This window comes from Bremerella alba (assembly GCF_013618625.1).
Taxonomy (GTDB): Bacteria; Planctomycetota; Planctomycetia; order Pirellulales; family Pirellulaceae; genus Bremerella; species Bremerella alba.
In genome coordinates, this window is the sequence record NZ_JABRWO010000011.1 from 16,739 (window position 1) to 37,590 (window position 20,852).

The following is a 20,852-nucleotide window of genomic DNA, read 5'->3' on the forward strand; positions in this document are numbered from 1 at the left end:
GAGGGGACTAGAGACTTAAGTCGTCGCTGGAGCGATTGGTCAAAGGTCACCGGGGGCGAGGGACTAAGTGCGCCCCACGCCCCGGTTGTGGCAGCGATTAAGTGCTATCGCTGCGTGACTTGTTGAGTGGCGGCCAGGCTGATGTCGCCGTACAGGGTGTCGCGTTCTCGCAGAATGTAGAAGCGAATCGCACCGCGTGTGGTGACCGACTTGTTCTTCAGGATGTAGTCGAGGTTCTCGTACGAGATCGTTTCCCAGTCGTGCATTCCGACCAGGATGTCGCCGGTCTGGATGCCTTCGACTTCGGCTGGGCTGCCAGCTCGCACGGCGGTCACTTGCAGTCCGCCTCGGTAACGGCTGGCCAGTTGCGAGAAATCCGGTTCAGGCATGGCCTTCACCCGGACGCCCATCGTTCGCCAAGCCAGGTCCGAGACGTTGGTGGCACCACTAACGCTCTTGGTGACGATGGCCAACTGTTTGCCCGTTTCACCAGCTCGGTTGACCTCTAGGGTCACTTCTTCGTTGAGCGTGCGGTTGAGCAGAGCCAGTTCGATGTCGAGCTGACGCTGGATGGGTTGTTCGCCAATCTTAGTCAGCGTGTCGCCGATTCGCAGGCCAGCCGCATCGGCAGGGCTGTCTTTCTCGACGCCGGTGACCTTGAAGATGGGCGTGTCGTCTTCCCACAGGGTCTTGCCGCGGATGCCGTGCGATTGATCGCTCATGCGTTCGGTCGACATCATGCGGGAAGAGATTTCCATAACGTTGTCGACCGGAATCGCAAAGCCAATGCCTTGGGCACCCACACGAACGGCCACATTGATGCCGATCATCTGACCGTCGATGTTCAGCAGCGGGCCACCGGAATTGCCGGGGTTGATGCTGGCATCGGTTTGAATCAGATCGTCGTACTTTTGGTTCTCGGTCACTTGAACGCTACGGTGCAGTGCACTGATGATGCCGCGAGTGACCGAGTTTTCGTATCCGTAGGCGTTGCCGACTGCAATGACCGTTTCGCCGGGCATCAGGTCGGTCGACTTGCCAATGTTGATGCAAGGTAGTTCATCCGAGGCATCGACCTTGATGACGGCCAGGTCGGTCGTCAGGTCGTGGGCGATCAAGCGGGCAATGAGCGTTTCGCCACTGTTGAACGTGACTTGAATGCGTCGGACACCGTCGACCACGTGGTGGTTGGTGACGATGAAGCCTCGGCGATCAATGATCACGCCGGTGCCCATGCCGTTAACCTGACGTGGTGTGTCGCCGCCCACCGCACTGACTGTCGAGACAGTCTTGTGACCATGGATGTTGACGATGGAGTCTTTCGCCGACTGAACCGCTTTGACGATCGGTGACTTGCGGAGTTCGGTGGCGTGTGCTGATGAGCCGGAGAAGACCGGTGAATAGCAAACCATCGTCGCAAACAGAAGCGAGCAGAGACGAACGGCGAGCATATTCAAGGAGGGTGAACGCATAGATCTCTCGTCTTTCGGCAACCCGGAGCGTCATCGATACCTAACATTGATAGCACCGCAGCTCCGATCGTTGCTTATGACAGGCGGAGAGATGGATTAGCGGGCCGAAAGGTGTCATCGGAACACACGGCTCGGTCCCTTCATCCCTCCCGAGTTTGGCCGTAGAGTCAACCTAGATTGCCAGCGAGATAGTCTTTCGAGCGCTAACTATGCGGGTTAGGCGAAGATGCATTGCAAGCATGTCGTAAGTAAGATCGGCGGATGTCTATGAGTACGCTGTGAGATCGAGCGATTCAGAAGAAAACTCGGCCTGGGCAATTGCAGTGGCAATGCTGTCGGCGCGAGCGTTAGTCGCTGCGAGCAGCTTTCCAGCCATCGGCGATCGGGCGAACAGGCCCTTCAAGCGAGAGGGGCCGCGCGATGCGAAGCTCATCGTCGAGTTGCTTTGGGGCGCGGACTTCCTGGTCCATTGCCTTGGGCTCGACATTCGCCGGTGGCGGGACTGGCATCGGCATCGGCCGGCCAACCTTGGTAGGCAAAGGACGAGGGATGTTGTCGTAGTAGATGACCGGCTGAGCGAAGACGGGGCGAGTGGGAACCGGATGAAACTTGGAATGGGGCGGAATCACCGGCGCTACCGATGGCGTACGCTCTTGGCCGTGCCACCAGCCTTTCCAGTGATGGTGAAAGTTGAAGCCTGCGAGCGGGTCTGGCGGACACGCTTCGGCTTCGATCGGCATCGGCTGTGTTGTCGGAGCTGCAAGCGTTAAGGGGGCTTCAGGGAATGTGGTATCGCAAGCAATGGGGGTGGTTTCGACAGGGAACTGTCCATCGTCGTAGCGTACCGAGACGCAGCCGCTTTTTAGCAGCAGCGCGAAGGTCATAACGACAGCAAGTTTCCAGTCCAACCGCATTGCCGAAGCACCCTGGTGGCAGACAGTGATGACGAAGGTGCTCCTGCCAGCGAGGAGCCCTTTTCATGTATCGGTGCTTACGAGTGGAATCTTTTGCGTAATCGGCAAAGTTTACCAGGCAGCGTTCTTGGCTCGGCTGGCCCCTCTTGGGGGCTGGGTGGTTGCAGGGGCGAGCGATTTCTTGGGTTTACAGCCGTCGTAGGTGGAAGCCGCCATCGACATTGATGCGTTGGCCGGTACTGAAGGGGAAGTAGTCGGCGCAGATGGCCGAGACGGCCTTGGCGACGTCTTCTGATTGACCCCAACGCTTAATTGGGGTCAGGCCTTCGGCGATCTGCTTATCGTATTTTTCTTTCACTGGGCCTGTCATATCCGTGGCGATAACGCCGGGACAGACCTCGAAGACCTGGATGTTTTCGTTACCCAGGCGATCGGCGAAAAGCTGCGTCATCATCGCTAGCCCTGCTTTGGCAACGCAGTAGTCGGCTCGATTGGGGGAACTGGCATACGAGGAAAGAGACGACAGGTTAATGATCTTGCCGCAGGGGATTTGGCCGCTTTCGATTTGCGTGAGCATCTCTTTGGCGGTGTCTTGCGTCAGGAAAAAAGGGCCCTTCAAGTTGGTGCCCAGGACCAAATCCCAGTTTTCGGAGGTGGCTTCCAAGATATCGAGCCGGCCTGGCGACGTAATGCCAGCATTGTTAACCAGCACGTCCAGGCGGTTCCAACGGGCCAGTGTTTCGCGAATGAGTTGCGTTCGTCCTTGCTCTGATGCCACGTTGGCTTGAACAGCGATCGCTTCGCCCCCGGCCTTTTCGATGCCAGCGACGACTTCATTGGCGGCAGCGGGGCTCGAGTTGTAATTCACCGTGACACAATAACCATCGGCGGCCAGCTGCTCGGCAATGGCCCGGCCAATACCTCGGGAACTGCCAGTCACTATCGCAACACGTTTCGACATGGGGCTAACTCAAAGGGAAGAAAGAAACAGTGGAAGTAGACCTCAAACTAGGTAGACGGCCAAGTGCTGTCAACGCGAGGGGAAAGAGATTTAACCAGCGATTCCACGGATGAACACGAAGAAGTGAGTCAAGAAATGGGGCCACTGCAGGCGCGTTCAGCGCATAAAAAAACGCGGCGAGCGATCCATGATTGAATCGCTTGCCGCGTCAGTGGAGGCGACCTCTGGAGCAAATGACCCAAGCTCCAGAGGTCTAACCGGAAGCCCTCTGTGAAGCACTTGCCAAGACGGCCGACCCAGTAGCCGTGTACCTTGACAAGTATGAGCTTCAGCCCAGGAGGGGGGGCAGGCAGTTCCCGCAAACTACCGTTCAACAAAAGACTTCCGATGTCCGTTTAACTGTTATCTCGCCGCCGGTTGTTACCAGCGACGGGGGAGTAAATACGATATCCCAAGATCCGTGTCACGACCGATTTAGAAAATTTTTTTGGTAGCTAAGCTTTGGCAGATTGGTCGGACGGAGCCTGAAGTGGGAAACGAAGAGACCGGTTGCCCCGTAAGAATTAGTAGAACGCTAGAATTCCAAGCGACTATTGGATCATCATTTCTTCTTCGTCGCTGGCTGCTAGTTGGATTTCGCCGGCGTCTTCCAGGCGACGTACAATGTCGACAATCTGCTGCTGCACGCCTTCGACTTCGGAGAGCTTGACCGAACCGAGGAAGTCCATTTCTTCGAGCAGCATTTCGCCGGCTCGTTTCGACATATTGCCGACGACCTTGTCGCGTAGGTCTTGGCTGGCACCCTTGAGGGCCATGGCCCACTGCGAGGTTTCGACGTTCTTGAGCACCGCTTGAATGTCTTTGTCCATCAGCTTTTGGATGTCGTCGAAGACGAACATCAAGCGGCGGATTTCTTCGACCAGGTCGGGATCTTCTTGCGAGAGATTCTCGAGCAAGGCCTTGCCGGTGCTGCGATCGGTTACGTTAAGAATCTCGGCCACGCTTGGCACGCCGCCGGCGTTTTCAAACGATTGGCTCATCACGCTGGCCATCCGGTCTTCCAGGCCTCGTTCCACTTCGCGGATCACCTCGGGATTGGTCTGCCCCATGTTGGCGATACGGCGGATGACCGACAGTTGGCGTTCCGCCGGCAGGCCTGAGATTAACTCGGCCCCGTACGATGCCGGCAGGTGCGACAGGATCAGGGCGATTGTCTGCGGGTGCTCGTCGACTATAAATGTCAGCAGGTTTTGACTATCGACCTTGCGGAGGAAGCCGAAAGGAACCGACTCGACCGACTGACGCACGTTGTCGAGCGTTTCCGAGGCGTTTTTACCCAGGGCCTTGGTGACCAGAGATTTGGCCAGGCTGATCCCACCACCGCCCCCGCCCAGTTGATTGGGGTTCTGTTCGGCGAAAGCGAGAATGGCCGTTTCTTGTTCTTTTCCGTCGAGATTTTCGAGCTGGGCGATCTCGATGCAGACGGCTTCCACCTGCTTAGGTGCCAGCTTGCCCATCAAACTAGCCGCTTCATCCTCAGGCAACGACATCAAAATAATCGCCGCCTTGCGGAGCGAAGGATTCGAGATGTGCTGGTTGGGGACGTGTTTGCTCATGGCTGCGGAAAGCGTTAACGGCTAGACTTGGCGACGTAGGCTGGGCCGCAGTGATTCACTGCGGATCCAATTGCCCAGGAAAAACGACCGGTCATCCTCTTTCATCGACATGTTGGACTTTGACGATTAGCTAAATCTGCATGTCCATTGCGTGCTAGCGTTTTGGGTCGTCAATAAATGCAAGCGAAGCATTCCGGGATAGTACCCAGCCAATGCATTGGCACAGGCCACATGCGGCGAATGCGTACGGCCTCATCAAGAATGGCCGGTTTGAATCTTCAGACGTGTCGGCCCGCGAGCAACTTGTCAGCTTCGCCCATCCCCAGGCTAAAAACCTGGATCAATTTTAGGCCGTGGCCAAGCAATACCTACTTGGTTGTCGATCGCTTAGACCATTGCGTGCACGGGAGTGAAGCCAACTTTTAGGGCCATCGGTCCCCAAGGGCAGGCAAACGTCACGGCAATTGGCTTCACTTGCGAAGGAAAGCGAATGTCCGGAGGGTGACCCAAGACTACGTTGGGTAGGCTGATCGAGAGGTTTAGTTCTTCAAGTTCAGCTTTGGCCGAGCCAGCGACCATGTTCGCAATTTCGCCGACGGCATCAATAACGTCTTCGTTCAGATCGTCGAACTCTTTGGGGTCCATCATCAGCATGGCGGCGGCACCTTGGATCGCGACTTCTCGCGAAAGGCTTACCACAACCGAGCCCTGGGTACGCCCCGAAAGCCCAATCACGCCGCTGATTTCATACTTGTCGCCGACCTGGTCGGCCATGCACAATTTGTCACGCTTGATGGTACAGCCCAACATGGTGTCGAAGGTGACAATCGTAGAGCGGATGAACGGGTTGATGTATTCGACCTGCATTTGAGCACCGATTGCTAGGTGACGACGTTAGAGCGACAGGGATGTCTTAAGTGGATAAGACTTCGACGCCAAGCGTGAAGCCCTCCTGACTCGGAAGACTTCCAAAAATAGAACACGGACTTGATCGGTCAAACCAAAAGTCTTGCCTGACGCACGGTTTTAGCCGTTTGTTGCGTTTCCAGTCCGATTCCCGCAGCACGCACAACCGCCTAGCACGTTAGGGGTGGCTGGATGGTAACGGGTAGAGCGGTTATGCCGGCACCTGGGCTTACGAGAATTCGCAGTAACCCCACTGACCGTAATTTTCGTCAACACCGACACGCAGGACTTCAGGTTTCCACTGAAGTTTTGCTTCGAGGGCGTTGAGCAGTTGTTGGCCAATCCACTGGGCTAACAGTTCGGTCGTCGTGTTGGGAATGTCCAGCAGAATACATTCCTCTTGGGGGAAGACCCACCGACGGTCCTCGAACGTGGCCGTGACTTCCTTCGCATCACGAACGACGTGGATTGCAGGATGCTTGGTCGGAAGGAGCATTCGGTGATCGAGACCGGTAACGATCTCTTGCAGGGAGTCGCGTAAAGCGATGAAGTCGACGACGTAGTGATTCTCGTCGAGGGGGCCGTGCAGTTCGACCTCGACGCGGTAATTGTGCCCGTGAACTCGCTCGCAGATGTTTCCGCCGAAGGTGATGAAGTGCCCGGCACTGAACACCAGGTGATCTTTGGTTAGCTTGACCCAATGACGAACGGGCATGAGCGGCGCTCCTGGGGATATCGATTAAACAAACGGGGCGACCAGCTTTTTCTGTCGCAAGCAAACTAGCAGTCCGGCGGCAATCATATCGGCCGTTGTGCCTGGGTTTCGCTTGTGGCCGTCGCAGCGCAACCAGAAATCTAGATTGGCCAACTGCTGCATGTAATCTTCTTGCATAGGTGGGCCTGCGTCGATGACCCGCTGTGCCATCACGGCACTTTGTTGGGCCATTTCGTCCCCATTTTTCCGGGCAATCAGTGTATCAGGCATCTGGGCCATCAGCGAGATATGAGCATGGACAATCCGATGGCTCAGCGGCATTGCCAGCCGACTCTCATCAGTCAGCAGCGGCACGACCTTGGCAAACAAGTCCTCAAAGCCGGTCGTATATTGCCGGGCAATTGTGTCGCGATCGGCTGCCAGTTTCATTGCTTCCAGGATGTGCGGCGGAGCGCTGCCAGCGATGTCGTGCTCGGTAGAAGCTTGCATGCCGCCTGGCTTGGCCATCGCAATGGCTTGGTAAATGTCGGCGGCATCTTGCGCCGTAGAGTTCACGATCGCGTCGACCGCTTCCTGCTGCAGGGCTTCCGCATCGTTGCCCATCGCCAGCGGAGCAAGCAGCAGGATCATCCCCAGGTTGGTGTTGGTCTGCGTGACACGCGAGGTCGCTTCGACACTTTTCAGGATGATCTGCCCGAGTGGAAGCGTGTGGGCCTGATCGAAGACTGTACTGATGGAGATGGCGCTGGCCAAAAAGTCTTGCAGCGTGACGTCTTCAAAGTCGGCGCCGCGATGTACGTTGCCAGGCTTGGGGGCACATACTTCCAGCGTGCAGGCCAGCGATGCCATTTGACCGAGGGAAAGGGCTGCCGTCCCGCTCATGGCAGGGCCTCGGTTTTCCGGGAAAGGGGCTCTGGTTGCAGAAAGTCTCGCAAGATCGGCTCGATCCGCTCGCTGGCGTCTTCGACGACGTAGTGCCCGGCGTCGTTGAAGATGGTGGCCCGGGCAGCAGGCCAAATCGTTTGAAAACGCTCTAAGCATTCCAGCCGAAAACACCAGTCTTTTCCGCCCCAGATCAATTGGATGGGCAGATGCGATAGGGTCGGCAGTTGCTGTTCGATTTGCTTGAGCACCGCGTAAGTCGGGTGGCTTTGGGAAAGGGGAATATCCTGTACGAAGCGAGCCGTCGCGATGCGGTTGGCGTAGTTGTCGTACGGGGCCAGGTAGCCGGCACATACGTCTGGGGTGAAACGCTCTGGCTTTTCGGTCGCCATGGTCAGCGCCGGGCGGGCAAACGCGTTGAACGAGCGGACCATCCAAGGGCCAAGCATAGGAATGCGGCAAGCTCGGATTCGCAGGGGACAATAAGGAGGCGGAAAGGCGGCCGTGTTGAACAGCACCAGCCGGGCAAACCGCTCTGGCCGAGCAAGAGCCGCACCCAAACCAACGGCTCCGCCCCAATCGTGGACCAAAAGATTGATGTCTTGCAGGTCCAGTTCATCGATCAGTTGGACGATGTTATCGATGTGCTGCTGCAGGCAATAGTTATATTGCTGCGGTTTGTCGCTCAGCCCGCAGCCGATATGGTCGGCAGCCACCATGCGATGCGTATCGCGAAACTGCGTGATGATGTTTCGCCAATAGAACGACCAGGTCGGGTTGCCGTGGACCATTAGAACCGGCTCGCCAGAACCTTCGTCGACATAATGCAGCCGCGCTTCGGGAAGCGTCAGGAAATGCGACGAAAACGGGTACAACTTGCGCCAGTCAGCCGACGATGACATAGTCTCAGGAAGTCTCGCTCGAGGATCGAAACTCCTAGTTTACCGGTTCAGAGCTACATAACTAGAGCGGCGACCTACGGCGCGCTGGCCATCTTGGCTCGTTTTTGCCAGAAATCACGGGCTTCTCGCTGCAAATCGATGATTTCGTTACGCTGGGCACCATCGGGTAGGTCGATGTTCATGGCCCGACGAAAGACCCAATCGCGGAAGAATTCGGCGGCCGATTTGCTGATCCGTGGCTGGCCGTTGGCCTCGACATAGAACGGAGCGGTCGTGGCGTATTGATAGTAGCCAGATTCCTGCGTGACGACGCGCACGAGGAACCAGCCAGAGTCGGTGAAGCTGACCGGCGGTAAGATTCCTCGCCGGTCCTTATATTCATCGAGCGAAATCTCTAGATCCTTTTCGCCATTCTTGATCACTTCTAAATAGGCGATCGTCTGCCGTGTGGCCAGGCTCAGGGCAATCTGAAATTCTTGCTTTTCGCCAATATTGATCGGGAAAACGTGTCCCGGCGGGTAGCCTTCGACGGTGGCTCGTAGCAGCGGTCCATTCGTCACGAAAACGTTCCCGGCGTCGACCGCATTCCACCACGCATCTGGTGTGAAATTGCCATCGACGTGGGCGTAAACGCGGTCGAGTCGCGACGATTCGTCTTCTTCATTGGTTCCATTCGCCGCAACCGGAGTCAAGCGAACGCCTGTTTCCAGCAGTTTGTAGTACGTATCGAGCGCCAGGCGAGCCTTGCCGGTGACGTCTCCTTTGCGTATTTCGGCGGCTTGGGTAGCCAGCGGGTGTTTTTCGCTGAACTGATAGGCTTCGATTTCCGGGCCTAGAATGCTGATCGAGTCGAGGAAATCTCGTGCGACCCACATCGGCAGGTCAGGCTCAAGAGGACTAGCGGCCGTTACATGCGCCGAGCCGAGGTCGGACTGAAAGAACGTGGCCGCGGGGTACTCGGGTTGAAGACGCTGCACGGGAAGTGGCTCGTTCATGCGGGCGAACCAGACTTTGCCTCCGGCCCGGTTGTCTTCGCCCCCTAGTTCCCACAACGAGCGAAAGGCCCCGAATTCGTCACGGGGCGAGGGGATCGGCTTGCCAGCCCAGGGATTGATTTGGTTGTTCCAGGTAATGTGATTGCCCAGCACCAGGTCGTCGGCGAGCATGATCGTTTCCAGGTCGACGGTTCGGCCTGATAGTGCCAGATTGCCGGGGTACCACCCTTCCCTTTTCATGTCGATAAACCGCTTCAGCTCGATGGTGCGGTTATCGGAATCGCCCGAATTGAGGATGAAGTGTCCTTCCATGAAGGGATACTCGGGGCCGGCGTCGATCCGAAATTCGTACTGTCCGGGCCGCAGCTTCATTTTTAAGCCGCCGGTGAAATAAGCCGTACCGTCGATCATCAGCGCCCCATCGATGCGTTGGGCACGATCGCGCGAGTTGGTAATGCGAATCTTGGCCGAGCACGGCAACTGCGTCTGAGCGTCGATCACGCGCAGCTCGTATTCGGCATAGGCACCCAGCAAGGTGACCGGTGCAGCCAGCACAATTAAGATTAGCAAGCTGGTGCGAACGACGGCGAATATATGGGATAAATGCATAGCGAAGAAAGTTTCCGGAAACCGGTGCGTGTGTTTGCCGGGCAAATCTGGGATAATCGGCCGCTCTCCCCAGAGCGGCTTCCAAGTATAGAATAGCTTGCAGAAGCCACCGCTACCGCACAGAAAACGCGGCGGATATGCTTCTGGATGATGTTGGAAGTTGTTTACAGAGAACCAGTTAGGCGAAAACCAAGAAGTTCATGGCTGACGATTACTATCAAATTCTGGGAATTTCGAGATCCGCGACGCAAGAAGAGATCCGCAAGGCCTACAAGAAGTTGGCCCAGAAGTACCACCCGGACCTCAATCCCGACGACAAAGCGGCGCGCAGTAAGTTTACCGAGATTCAAAACGCGTACGACGTGATTGGCGACGCCGAAAAACGTAAGAAATACGACCAGTTCGGCAGCAACTACGAAAACATGGGAGCCGGCCCCGGTCCTGGTGGGGGTGGTCCTGGTGGGTTTAACCAATGGCGATCGGCCGGCGGTGCCCCCGGTGGCGGCGCTCAGTACGAGTTCGACCTGGGCGATATCTTTGGCGGCGGTGCGGGTGGTGCTGGCCCTGATCTGTCCGACATTTTCGGCGGTTTAGGGGGCGGCGGTGGGCGTCGGCGGCATGTCCAGCCGGTCCGCGGCAACGATTTGCAGCACGACGTGACGGTCCCTTTCAAGCAAGCCATGGAAGGGGGCGAGATCAACCTGAATGTCCGCCGACCCAATGGCGAGATGGAACGATTGACCGCCAAAATTCCCCCGGGAATCGAAGACGGCAAGAAGATCCGGCTCCGCGGCCAAGGCGATCCGAGCCCCAACGGCGGTCCTTCTGGCGACTTGCTGATTCGTATCCGTGTCGAGTCTCACAAGTATTTCAAACGCAATGGAAAAGATCTGGAAGTGACTGTTCCCGTGTCGCTGGCCGAGGCCCTGTTGGGTGGTTCGGTCGATGTTCCGACGCCTGGGGGCACCGTCACCATGAAGATCCCGGCCGGTAGTTCCAGCGGAAAACGGCTTCGCGTTCGCGGCCAAGGCGTGCCGGCAACCACCGGCGAGGCGGGCGATTTGTACGTTGTTCTGCAGATCGCTCTGCCAGAAGAACCGACCGAAGAGCTAAAGCAGGCCGTCGAGCAGTTTGCCGAAGACCACGCGGAAGATCCCCGTAAAGACCTTCGCTGGTAGCGGGAAGGGGAATCGCGTGACGGAGAAGTCTCATCGGTTTCCGCCGCAGCTACGTCTCAAGACGCCTGCGGATTTCGACGCCGTCTTCACACGCCGAGCATCCGCCGGCAACGGCTGGCTGGTCGTGTATGCCGCTAGAAATTCGTTGGGCGTTTGCCGGGTCGGGCTGGTCGTCTCGAAAAAGAAGATCGGCAACGCCGTGCAGCGCAATCGGTGGAAGCGGCGTCTCCGCGAGGCGTTTCGACTTAGCCGCGAGAAACTGCCCAGCGGATTCGATTTTGTGGTGCTGCCGCAGTCGAAGCGGCACCCGAGCTTCGAAGAACTTGAAAACGGGCTGGTACAACTAGCCCATCGTGCTGCCAGGAAGTGGAAACGAAATCACGGCGAAAAGTCCCCGCCGCCGGAAGGAAAGCCGCGCGGATGATCTTTCTTCGGTTTCTCTACGATGCATCGCAGGCACTGCTGGCTGAACTGATGATCTTCGCCGTGCGATGCTATCAATACACGCTGAGCCCTTGGGTTGGGCAAGCTTGCCGCTTTCAGCCGACATGCAGCAATTACTTTATTGGAGCGGTGCGAAAGCATGGCCCTGTTTCGGGGGCCCTGCGTGGCGGGTGGCGGATCTTGCGCTGTAACCCGTTTTGTAAGAGCGGCTTTGATCCGCCGTAAGCCTAAGCCAAGTAAGAAATTGCTATTGATCGTGCTATCAAGTTCTCCTACTCTTGGCCGCAACTAGATCCGGGGAAAGGGAATTCTTCGGGCTAAACCGTAGGTTTATGACGGACCAGCAACCCAATGCCACGGCACGGACGCTCTTATACGGCTTATTTTGTAATGCTTGGCCTTTTCGTAGGCGGGCATGTGATCACTTCGGGGTGTACTGCTCCGTGGACTAGTGGCAATGGATCGTCGCTGAGCTATCTCACGCCATGGTCCAGTGACGAAAAGGAAGAAGAGCCTTCGCACGACTGGGAGAAAGTTCGTACGGTGGGCGACTTGACCGTGCCTGGCGGGATGAACAGTGCCAAAATCAAAGGGGTCACGCTTATCACAGGGCTTCATGGCACCGGTAGCGACCCTCCTCCCTCGCCTGCTCGCGACTTACTTCTCAACGAGATGCGTGTTCTGCAGGTCGATCACCCCCAGCAGTGGCTGGCTTCGCCTCATACGGCGCTGGTGATGATGGAAGCCATCATTCCTCCGGGGGCACGCGAAGGGGATACGATCGACGTCACCGTTTTTGCACCACCCGAAACCGATACCGTCAGCCTAGAGAATGGGTATTCGCCGTCGACTCGCCTGTCAGAAATGGCCTTCCTCGGCGGGCGAGCTCGTAAGGGGAACGATATTGCCATGGCCTCGGGGCCGATTGTTCTCGACAGTGTGATCGAGGGGAACAACAGCAAGTCCAACATGCGACGTGGTCGCATCCTGGGTGGGGCCGTGATGAAAGAAGAGCGTCCGCTCGGCTTGGGAATGCTCGAAGGAGAGGTTTCGATCGCCGCAAGTGCCGCTGTCGGTGCCGCAATCAATAACCGCTTCCACATGTACCGCGAGGGAACCAAGCAAGGGGTTGCCACGCCGATGACCGATAAGTTCATCACGTTGGATGTCCACCCACGCTACAAAGAGAGCATCTCGCGTTACATGCGCGTTGTTCGCTTTATTCCCCTCTCTCGATCGACCGAATTTCGCCGTCGATACATTGCTGAGTGTGAAACCGAATTGCTGGACGAGCCAACCGCTCAAGCAGGGGCGCTTAAGTTAGAAGCGATTGGCAAGGAAGCGATCCCATCGCTGAAAAAAGGCCTAGATTCGCAGAACGAACTGGTTCGCTTTTGTTCTGCCGAAACGCTGGCTTACCTGAACGACTCTTCATGCGTCGAGCCACTGACCGAAGCAGCCCGCACGAACAACGGTTTCCGTTATCGGGCGTTTCAGGCGCTCGGTTCCTTTGACGACCTGGACGTGATCGATAGCATGGAAGGTCTGCTGCACGAGGAAAGTGCTGAGACCCGCTATGGTGCGTTCGATCAGTTGAAGAAGCGATCGAGCCAACTGCCGTCCATTGCTGGCGAACTGATGGAAAATCATGTTCACTTGCATCTGGTTCGCTCGGCTTCGTCGCCGATGATCCACTTTCGACAGAAGGATCGGCCCGAGATTGTTATTTTCGGATCGGACGTACGTCTCACCGGCGAAGTGGCCTTCGTGGGGCAGAATGGTCTTACGATCCGCTCGTCAGGACATCGCCAAGTCAAGATCACGCGATTCCAGCCTGGCGGCGGCGAAGTGGAGAAAGAATGCTCTAGCGAGCTGAAAGAAGTCATTAAATCGCTTACCGAGGTGGAATGTGGCTACGGCGAAATCATCCGGAATGTCTTCGCCTTGCGAAACGAGGGTTTCCTGACCGCTCGCGTCGAAGTGAACGCAATGCCGCGTCCCGATCGCAATTATGTACGCTCGGAAGAGTTGATGGCCAAAGAGTCGGTATCGGAAGAAAATTTCACGGATAACTTCTCCCAGTCGTCAGAACCTGCCAAAACCGAAGAGTCTTCCGAGGTAACCACCTACGCGGAAGGGGATGACACCTTGATCCCGTCGTTCGATTAGAGGACTCTAAAGTGTTTATCCACTGTGTTCCTTTAATCCGTCACTCCGTCGGAGCCGAATATGCTGAAGGCCTTAGAGCTTCACGGCTTTAAGAGTTTTGCCGACAAGACTCGCCTGGAATTCCCTGAGGGAATAACGGTCGTTGTCGGCCCTAACGGTTCCGGCAAATCGAATATCGTCGACGCGATCAAGTGGGTCTTAGGGGAGCAGAGCGCCAAAAGCCTGCGTGGCAAGGAGATGGCCGACGTCATCTTCAAAGGCTCCAGCGCCCATGGCCGCAAGCCGATGAACGCCGCCGAGGCGACCATCGTGTTCGATAACGCCGAAGGCACTCTGCCCATCGACGCCCCGGAAGTGCACGTCACCCGACGCGTCTTTCGCAGCGGCGAAGGCGAATATCTCATCAACCGGCATCCCTGTCGCCTGCGTGATGTGAAAGACCTCTGCCGCGGCACCGGCATCGGAACCGACGCGTACAGTATTATCGAGCAGGGCAAAGTCGATACGCTGCTTCAGGCATCGCCCCGCGATCGCCGCGCTGTGTTTGAAGAGGCCGCCGGGATTAGCCGCTTTAAGGCTAAGAAACTGGAAACGCAGCGACGTCTCGACCGTGTCGATCTGAACCTGGTGCGGCTGTCCGACATTGTCGAAGAAGTTGGCTCGCGCTATCGCAGCATCAAAGCCCAGGCTGGCAAAGCCCAGAAGTACCGCGAATATACCGAGCGTCTTCAATTGCTACGAACCGTCGTGGGGATGGAAGACTGGAACAGCCTATCGGTCCGTGTCGAGAAGTATTCCAGCGAACTGGAAGCACTCCGCTTAGATCAGGCCAACGCTCAGCAGGTGATCAGCACGGCGGAGGCCGGCCTGGAAGGTGCGGAAGCAAAGCTGTTCGAGCTGCAATCGATCCTCACGCAAAAAGAAGAGCAGCACGCGAAGCTGGCCCAGCGTCTGGCGACCTTGCATTCTTCATCCGGCATGCAGTACCGCTTGCTGAATGACCTGGAGCAGGAGTCGACCTCCCTTTCGGTGAGTCTGGTCCGCAATTTCGGTTCGCTGCGAACGCTCACCGCCGACCTGGCCGCATCGCAGCAACTGCTCTCGAAGGCGAAAACGCAGCGTGATGTGGTCTCGGCTGACCTGGAAAGCGTCGAAGCTGCCACCCAGGAAGTGCAAGCTGAAATCGAAGCCAAACGCGAGCAAGGCGAAACCAACCGTCAGCAACATCTAGAACTGCTGCGGAACGTCTCGACGCTTGACAATGCCTTGGGCGCCGTGAAGGCCCGTATCGAGAGCGACCAGAACCAACTGGAAGCGATCGAGAAGAACATCGAACGCGACGAGACCCGCCTGGGTGAGCACCGGAGCGAGCTCGAGCAGTTGACCCAAGACGAAGGGGGCCTGATCGAGCACCTTTCGACTGCCAAGGCGGAAGTGACCGACGCGAAAGGATCGCTCGGGAAGCAAGAGCAGGAAGCGGCTGACATTCAGGCTGACTTAGACGCATTGTCTCGCCGCCGGGCAGTTGCCGCGGAACGGGCCTCTGTGCTCGATGAACTGGAGCGTACCAGCGAAGGGGTCAACTCCGGCGTCAAGGAAATCCTGTCCCGGGCACGTGTCGAGCGACTTCCTTTGTTTCAATCGGTGATTGGCCTGGTCGCCGACGTGGTGCGGGTTGATGTCGAATATGCTCGGCTGATCGAAATTGCCCTCGGGGATTCGGCTCAACTGGTGATCTTGGAAAATGGCGAGCTGCTGCAGCAAGTGCTGGAGCGAGAAGTGATCTTCCCAGGCCGCGTCGGTTTGCTCGACATGCAGTCGCTGCCCGATCCCCAACACGACGAACCCTCGGGACTGCGGCACGAACCAGGCGTGATGGGGAATGCCCTCGACTTTGCCGAAGTGGAAGACGAATTCCAGCCGGTGGCGTCCTTCCTGCTAGGTGGCATTTGGTTTGTCGACAATGCTCGCAGCGCGTTGGAACTCAAAAAACGTTACTCGCAGCCGCTACGCTTCGTCACACGCGACGGTGAAATGCTCGAGGCCGACGGTCGTGTGTATGCCGGACCGACGACCAACGTGGGTGGAATCATCTCGCGGCGTAGTGAATTGCGGGCTCTTCGCAATGAAGTCGAGAAGCTCCAGCAAGCGTTAGAGAAGAAGCAAGCGAGTCTCGAAGAAATTCAGTCCGCCGTCGCCCAGCAAAAACAGGCCTTGGAAGATCTGGTCGGACAGCAGCAAGAGGCCTCGTCGGTACTCACCGAACATCGTCTGGTGAAGCAGCGGCTTGAGTCGCGAATCGCCGATGCGGACTCCGAGCTGTCCAAGCGAATCGAGCAGCGGGAAACGATTTCGGCTCGTATCGAGAACGATCAGAAGCAACTGAACGATCAAGAGCAAGAGCTTGCTTCGACACGGGAAACAATCACCCAGTTAGAACACGACAGCGAAGAGCTGACCCAGGCCCTCGGGGAACTAGAAGCGAGCCTGAGCGATAGCCGCAGTCAGATTACCGGCCTGAAGGTGGAATTGGCCCGGTCCGAGCAGCAGGTCGAAGCCCATCAGGCCAGCAGCGAGCGGCTGCAAGCCAACCTCGATGAACGGAAGACTGCGGTCGAAGAGATTCAAACGGCCATCGGCCTGAATCGTAAGAAGCTTGAAGGTCAGCAGCTGGAAATCCTCCGGGCCACCAGCGAGTACGCTTCGGCGATGCTGCAGCTGACCGAGTCGCAAGAGCTGCTGACAACCGAGCGTGCGGCTCGTAAGGACCTGGAAAAAGAGAAGTCCGGACATACGGCCAAGCTGGTCGAAGCCCGGCAAAAGCAGCGTACTGCCGACGATCAGCTACACCGCAAGGAGCTGTCCTTTACCGATCTGCGGCACGAACGGAGCACGCTCGAGCGGCGTTTGCGAGACGACTACCAAATCGAGATATCCGAGGTCGATCTCGATACTGAAGAAATCGAACTGCCTGGTGATCGGGCTGCAATCGACGAAGAGATTGCCGACCTGCGCCGCAAGATTAGCAACATCGGTTCGGTCAACATGGAGGCCTTGAAAGAGCTGGACGAATTCCAGGCCCGCTTCGAACAGCTCGATGGCCAACTGAAAGACCTGACCGAGGCGAAGGAGTCGCTCGAGAAGATCATCAGCAAGATCAACATCGACAGCCGCCGCCTATTCGAGGAGACGCTGGAAACGGTTCGTAGCAACTTCCAGGTGATGTTCCGCCGCGTGTTCGGTGGCGGTTCGGCCGATATTATCATCGAAGAAGGAGTCGACATCCTGGAAGCCGGCATCGATGTCATCGCCACCCCCCCCGGCAAAAGCTCGCTCAACATCTCGCTGCTTTCCGGTGGCGAACGTGCTTTGACGGCTGTTACCTTGCTGCTGGCCATCTTCCAGTTCCGCCCTAGCCCGTTCTGTATTCTGGACGAAGTGGACGGCCCTTTAGACGAAGCCAACATTGGCCGCTTCGTCGACGTGCTGAACGGATTCTTAGATTGGACCCGCTTCGTCATCGTGAGCCACTCGAAAGCCACCATGGCCGCCGCCACGACCCTGCACGGCGTGACCATGCAAGAGTCCGGCATCTCGAAACGCGTGAGCGTGCGTTTCGACGATGTGAACGAAACGGGTGACGGCGATATCTCGGTGGCTTAAGTCTTAGTGCGGTTGGGCTCGCATTCGATGCCACGGACCTGTGTCGGCAGGTAGTTAGTTCTTTTGCTTCTCTTTTGGAATTATTGATTGACTAGGTTGGCATTGCAGTTGCATAATGATGTCACGTGATACCCAGGGTGTTTTTGGCTATTTTAGCCCCGGTTCTGCTCAAGAACCCAGCATGTCCAAGGGCGGATAGCTTTAAACCGTGGCATCCCCTTCAATTCAGGCAATGTACAAGGCCGAGTTTTTATGAGATCGACGAAGGAATTTGACGGCTGGCTGGTATTACTCTTGGTTGGGTGTCTATCGACGGCCACCGGGTGTATCGCTGCCGACGACGGCTGGAACCGTCAGGCAGTCGACGGCATGGTAACGCTGCATGGCGAAGCGTTAGATTCTGGTGCGATCAGCTTCGAGCCTATGGATTTGTCTGCGGGAACGAGCGCGGGGACTGAGATTCATGATGGCCAATTCGCAATGGATCGATCGGCAGGCCTTCCTCCGGGTGAATACATCGTCCGAATCTATAGTGCCGATCTCTCGTCTGCACCCGCCCCCGTGAATGTTGCGGAACAAAACGGGGTGTTGGCTCCACGGGAACGAATTCCTCGTCAGTGGAATACCGAGAGCCGGGAAACCATCACCGTTGTGAACGATGACGTCAACACGTTTGAATTGAACATCCCCTGAGCGACTTCATTCTTTTTATTCTCCATCTGCACTCATGTCGAAATCGACAAAGGAATTCTTTTGATGTCCTACATTAGAAACAAAAAACACGGCTTCACCCTGGTGGAATTGTTGGTGGTGATTGCCATCATTGGGGTTCTGATCGCTCTGTTGTTGCCGGCCGTGCAACAAGCCCGCGAAGCCGCTCGCCGGATGCAGTGTTCCAATAATATGAAGCAAGTTGGGTTGGCACTGCATACCTACCACGATACGTTTCAGAAGTTTCCACGGGGAACCTACGCGTGCTGCTACGGAACGTGGCAGGTCGCAATCTTGCCTCAAATCGAGCAAGGCAATCTGTGGGAAAACTACAACATGGCAGAACGCTATTCGCATGCATCGAATCAGGATGTGACGACGCTTCGTATCGACACGCTGACATGTCCCAGCGATACCCCAAATGCTCCGTACGTCAGCGGTGGCATCGAGTACACAGCCCACAATTACGCGGCCAACTATGGCAACGTGGGGCACTATCGATCCGCACCTGGCCAAATGCCGCCGGACCTGAATGGCATCGAATTTATGGGGGCTCCATTTTCGTTCGAGAAGGCGTTTGGTTTTCGTGACATCACCGATGGCACCACCAATACGCTGCTCGTTTCCGAGGTGCTGCAGGGTGTCGACGGTGACCTGCGTGGGTTCACGTGGTGGGGTGCCGCGTCCGGCTTTAGCGGATATCTTCCGCCCAACGCACGCGATCCAGACGTGATGGAAAGCTCGAGCGTGTGCAAGAATACGCCAGAACGAGGCCTTCCGTGTACTAGTGCGACGACTTCAAACCCATATCGACACGCTTCGAGAAGCCGCCACCCCGGCGGCGTCCAGTCGCTCCTCTGCGACGGCTCGGTCCGATTCGTTCCTGAAACAGTCGACTTGGCGACCTGGCGCGGGCTTTCAACGGCTCAGGGCGGTGAAGTGCTCAAGGAATTCTAGTCTCTCGGTATCTGAATCCAGCCTCTACGGCGGAACGCTGCAACTAGCGGCGTTCCGCTCTTTTCTTTTATAGAACGAGCCAATTCACGCGATTGATCGACCAGGCATGATGCCATCGGGTTGGATGCGGTTGATTCATGGCAGCCCTCACCATGGCTTGGGGCGTGTCGGAGCGTTCATTCTTTAATCCGAGATCGCCCGCTCTTGGTAGAACGCCGTGCCGGTTGCGCGGTCGTATGTAATGACATGATGCAGCGTGTCGGTTTTCCAGTACACGGCCAGGCCTTTGGTTACGTGGTGGTTACCATCCGAGATGGGCAAGGGAATGAGACTGGGATCAGGGCGGTGAACATTGAGAGGGCTGGTAATCTCCTCCCAAAAGCCACCGTGCTGCAGAACGACCGAGTCACTCTGGGCAAGCCATTTTCGGAAGGACGGTTCGTCGATCTCGTAGCTAACAAGGGTCCGTCCGTCTCGCTCGCGCTCGTACTGAATTGCCTCGGCACTTTCAGGGACCGGTATCGGGGCATCCTCTACAGCGACGTTCGCACGATAGAGAGATGGATTGACGCTCGCGCGATAGCTGGCCGGAATCATCAGCAACCCCAGTACCGCGCAGAAGGTTATCAACTCTCGCAGAGTGATGGATAACGGACGCGGAGGATGCTCCTGGGCGTACTTCATAAGCTGCCACGTCCAGCGACCGTTGCACCAACCGCATGTGAGTGAAGCGATCGCAATAATCGGCCACGCAAGCCAGTTTTCCTCAGGCGAAGTCACCGATGCGTTTGGCTGGGTCCAATCGACCGAGTAAATTCGCATGACCAAAAGAGAAACATACAGGACTGCAAAGCACCCAAGACTACCAATGGTAGCGTAGCGTGCTCCCCCGGCACGGCCGCGAACGGTTCCCAGGTATTGCCCTACCATGGTGGCCAAGCCGATTCCCAGTGTTAGTAGCATGGGAAAGATGAGAGTATCTGGCCACAGCAGTTCGATTCCCACCATCGCCACGCTGACGGTCGTCGCACTGACGAGCACGACAACCACTGAGACAACGATCAGCAGCACCGATGGACTAGGACGATCTGGTTCTGAGGGTGACTGCGTATTTTGGTGTTCTAAATCCATCCTGCCAAGATAGCCCTGGCTGCTAGCAATTGCCATGGTTTGCTGGGATGAACTTTTGAACTGCGATGTTGGCGCGGCCGTATGCACTGATGCAGGGCAAGCACGACCATAACAATCACCTAAGCGTACCTCATAGGACCTCTGGTCTGCGGACATCCGCCTTACAATTCCGACGATCGGCGGTGGCCTTTTCATCAGCGCATGCGAATAATTGCTTACCACCGGGAAGAGCCGCTAGCCACTCATCGCACCGTTAAAATCGGAACAAGATGCATAATCTGTCGGTGCGGCTGGTGTCGATTTTGAAGATCGCAGCAAACAGATCGGAAAGATGCTAAAGAAACACCCCCCAAAACATCGAAATTAACCTTCGGAAGGTTTGTTACACGCTTCCCGATTGCAGCACTTGTTGCAGTCGGCGTGAGTAGGAAGCCGGCCAAGGGGGGAATCTTTAACAAGCTGAAGCTTTCGTTACCGGCGTGACCTCGTCGGTGCGTGAGTTGTTCTGTTTGGGGTTCTCCCGTTGGTCACCGAATCGCCGAGCCGCTGCGAGGATGGTGAGTAAGGTTTGTTCTTCGGAACATTTCTTTCAAACCAAATCGTTAGTAGTGGATCCGGTTTCCGCCT

General features: G+C 56.7%; 17 protein-coding genes. 7 read left to right on the forward strand and 10 right to left on the reverse strand.

Going from position 1 to position 20,852, the window contains the following annotated elements; translation table 11 throughout:
* Positions 1–104: 104 nt before the first annotated feature.
* The 9 genes from HOV93_RS18630 to HOV93_RS18670 all read right to left on the reverse strand — a co-directional run bounded on the left by HOV93_RS18630 (position 105) and on the right by HOV93_RS18670 (position 9,972).
* Entirely contained in the window at positions 105–1,472 is a 1,368-nt protein-coding gene (locus tag HOV93_RS18630) for a trypsin-like peptidase domain-containing protein (protein WP_235990652.1), read from the reverse strand.
* Positions 1,473–1,819: 347 nt separating this feature from the next.
* Positions 1,820–2,386 (reverse strand): hypothetical protein, encoded by a 567-nt coding sequence (locus tag HOV93_RS18635; RefSeq protein WP_207398049.1) that lies wholly within the window; start codon positions 2,384–2,386, stop codon positions 1,820–1,822.
* 187 nt (positions 2,387–2,573) lie between these two features.
* A complete protein-coding gene (locus HOV93_RS18640) occupies positions 2,574–3,347 on the reverse strand; it encodes a 3-ketoacyl-ACP reductase (RefSeq protein WP_207398050.1) in 774 nt (257 codons plus the stop codon).
* 590 nt (positions 3,348–3,937) lie between these two features.
* On the reverse strand, positions 3,938–4,963 hold the full coding sequence (gene fliG, locus HOV93_RS18645; protein ID WP_207398051.1) for a flagellar motor switch protein FliG: 1,026 nt from the start codon (positions 4,961–4,963) through the stop codon (positions 3,938–3,940).
* Between the two features lie 387 nt (positions 4,964–5,350).
* Positions 5,351–5,830, reverse strand: coding sequence for a chemotaxis protein CheX (locus tag HOV93_RS18650; RefSeq protein ID WP_207398052.1), 480 nt, complete (start codon positions 5,828–5,830; stop codon positions 5,351–5,353).
* 268 nt (positions 5,831–6,098) lie between these two features.
* A complete protein-coding gene (locus tag HOV93_RS18655) occupies positions 6,099–6,584 on the reverse strand; it encodes a 6-pyruvoyl trahydropterin synthase family protein (protein ID WP_207398053.1) in 486 nt (161 codons plus the stop codon).
* A gap of 24 nt (positions 6,585–6,608) precedes the next feature.
* Positions 6,609–7,466, reverse strand: coding sequence for a triphosphoribosyl-dephospho-CoA synthase (locus HOV93_RS18660; protein WP_207398054.1), 858 nt, complete (start codon positions 7,464–7,466; stop codon positions 6,609–6,611).
* Complete coding sequence (locus tag HOV93_RS18665) at positions 7,463–8,368, reverse strand: alpha/beta fold hydrolase (protein ID WP_207398055.1); 906 nt, start codon at positions 8,366–8,368, stop codon at positions 7,463–7,465. The genes HOV93_RS18660 and HOV93_RS18665 overlap by 4 nt, the downstream gene beginning before the upstream one ends.
* Before the next feature lie 74 nt (positions 8,369–8,442).
* Positions 8,443–9,972, reverse strand: coding sequence for a hypothetical protein (locus tag HOV93_RS18670; RefSeq protein ID WP_207398056.1), 1,530 nt, complete (start codon positions 9,970–9,972; stop codon positions 8,443–8,445).
* Positions 9,973–10,172: 200 nt separating this feature from the next.
* Between HOV93_RS18670 and HOV93_RS18675 the strand changes: the two genes are divergently transcribed.
* From HOV93_RS18675 to HOV93_RS18705, 7 genes are all read left to right on the forward strand, one after another.
* Positions 10,173–11,150, forward strand: coding sequence for a DnaJ C-terminal domain-containing protein (locus HOV93_RS18675; protein WP_207398057.1), 978 nt, complete (start codon positions 10,173–10,175; stop codon positions 11,148–11,150).
* A 16-nt stretch (positions 11,151–11,166) separates the two neighbouring features.
* The gene (rnpA, locus tag HOV93_RS18680; RefSeq protein ID WP_207398058.1) at positions 11,167–11,574 is read left to right on the forward strand and encodes a ribonuclease P protein component; all 408 of its coding nucleotides are present in this window, start codon (positions 11,167–11,169) and stop codon (positions 11,572–11,574) included.
* On the forward strand, positions 11,571–11,819 hold the full coding sequence (gene yidD / locus HOV93_RS18685) for a membrane protein insertion efficiency factor YidD (RefSeq protein ID WP_207398059.1): 249 nt from the start codon (positions 11,571–11,573) through the stop codon (positions 11,817–11,819). The genes rnpA and yidD overlap by 4 nt, the downstream gene beginning before the upstream one ends.
* Positions 11,820–12,011: 192 nt before the next feature.
* Positions 12,012–13,763 (forward strand): flagellar basal body P-ring protein FlgI, encoded by a 1,752-nt coding sequence (locus tag HOV93_RS18690; protein WP_207398060.1) that lies wholly within the window; start codon positions 12,012–12,014, stop codon positions 13,761–13,763.
* Positions 13,764–13,823: 60 nt separating this feature from the next.
* Positions 13,824–17,426, forward strand: a complete 3,603-nt coding sequence (gene smc / locus HOV93_RS18695; RefSeq protein ID WP_207398061.1) for a chromosome segregation protein SMC — start codon at positions 13,824–13,826, stop codon at positions 17,424–17,426.
* Between the two features lie 252 nt (positions 17,427–17,678).
* Positions 17,679–18,119 (forward strand): hypothetical protein, encoded by a 441-nt coding sequence (locus tag HOV93_RS18700; RefSeq protein ID WP_207398062.1) that lies wholly within the window; start codon positions 17,679–17,681, stop codon positions 18,117–18,119.
* A 63-nt stretch (positions 18,120–18,182) separates the two neighbouring features.
* Positions 18,183–19,094: a DUF1559 domain-containing protein gene (locus HOV93_RS18705; RefSeq protein WP_207398063.1), complete on the forward strand. Its 912-nt coding sequence runs from the start codon at positions 18,183–18,185 to the stop codon at positions 19,092–19,094.
* Between the two features lie 183 nt (positions 19,095–19,277).
* On the opposite strand, the gene HOV93_RS18710 is transcribed toward HOV93_RS18705, so the two are convergent.
* Positions 19,278–20,225, reverse strand: coding sequence for a hypothetical protein (locus HOV93_RS18710; protein ID WP_207398064.1), 948 nt, complete (start codon positions 20,223–20,225; stop codon positions 19,278–19,280).
* Between the last annotated feature and the right edge of the window lie 627 nt (positions 20,226–20,852).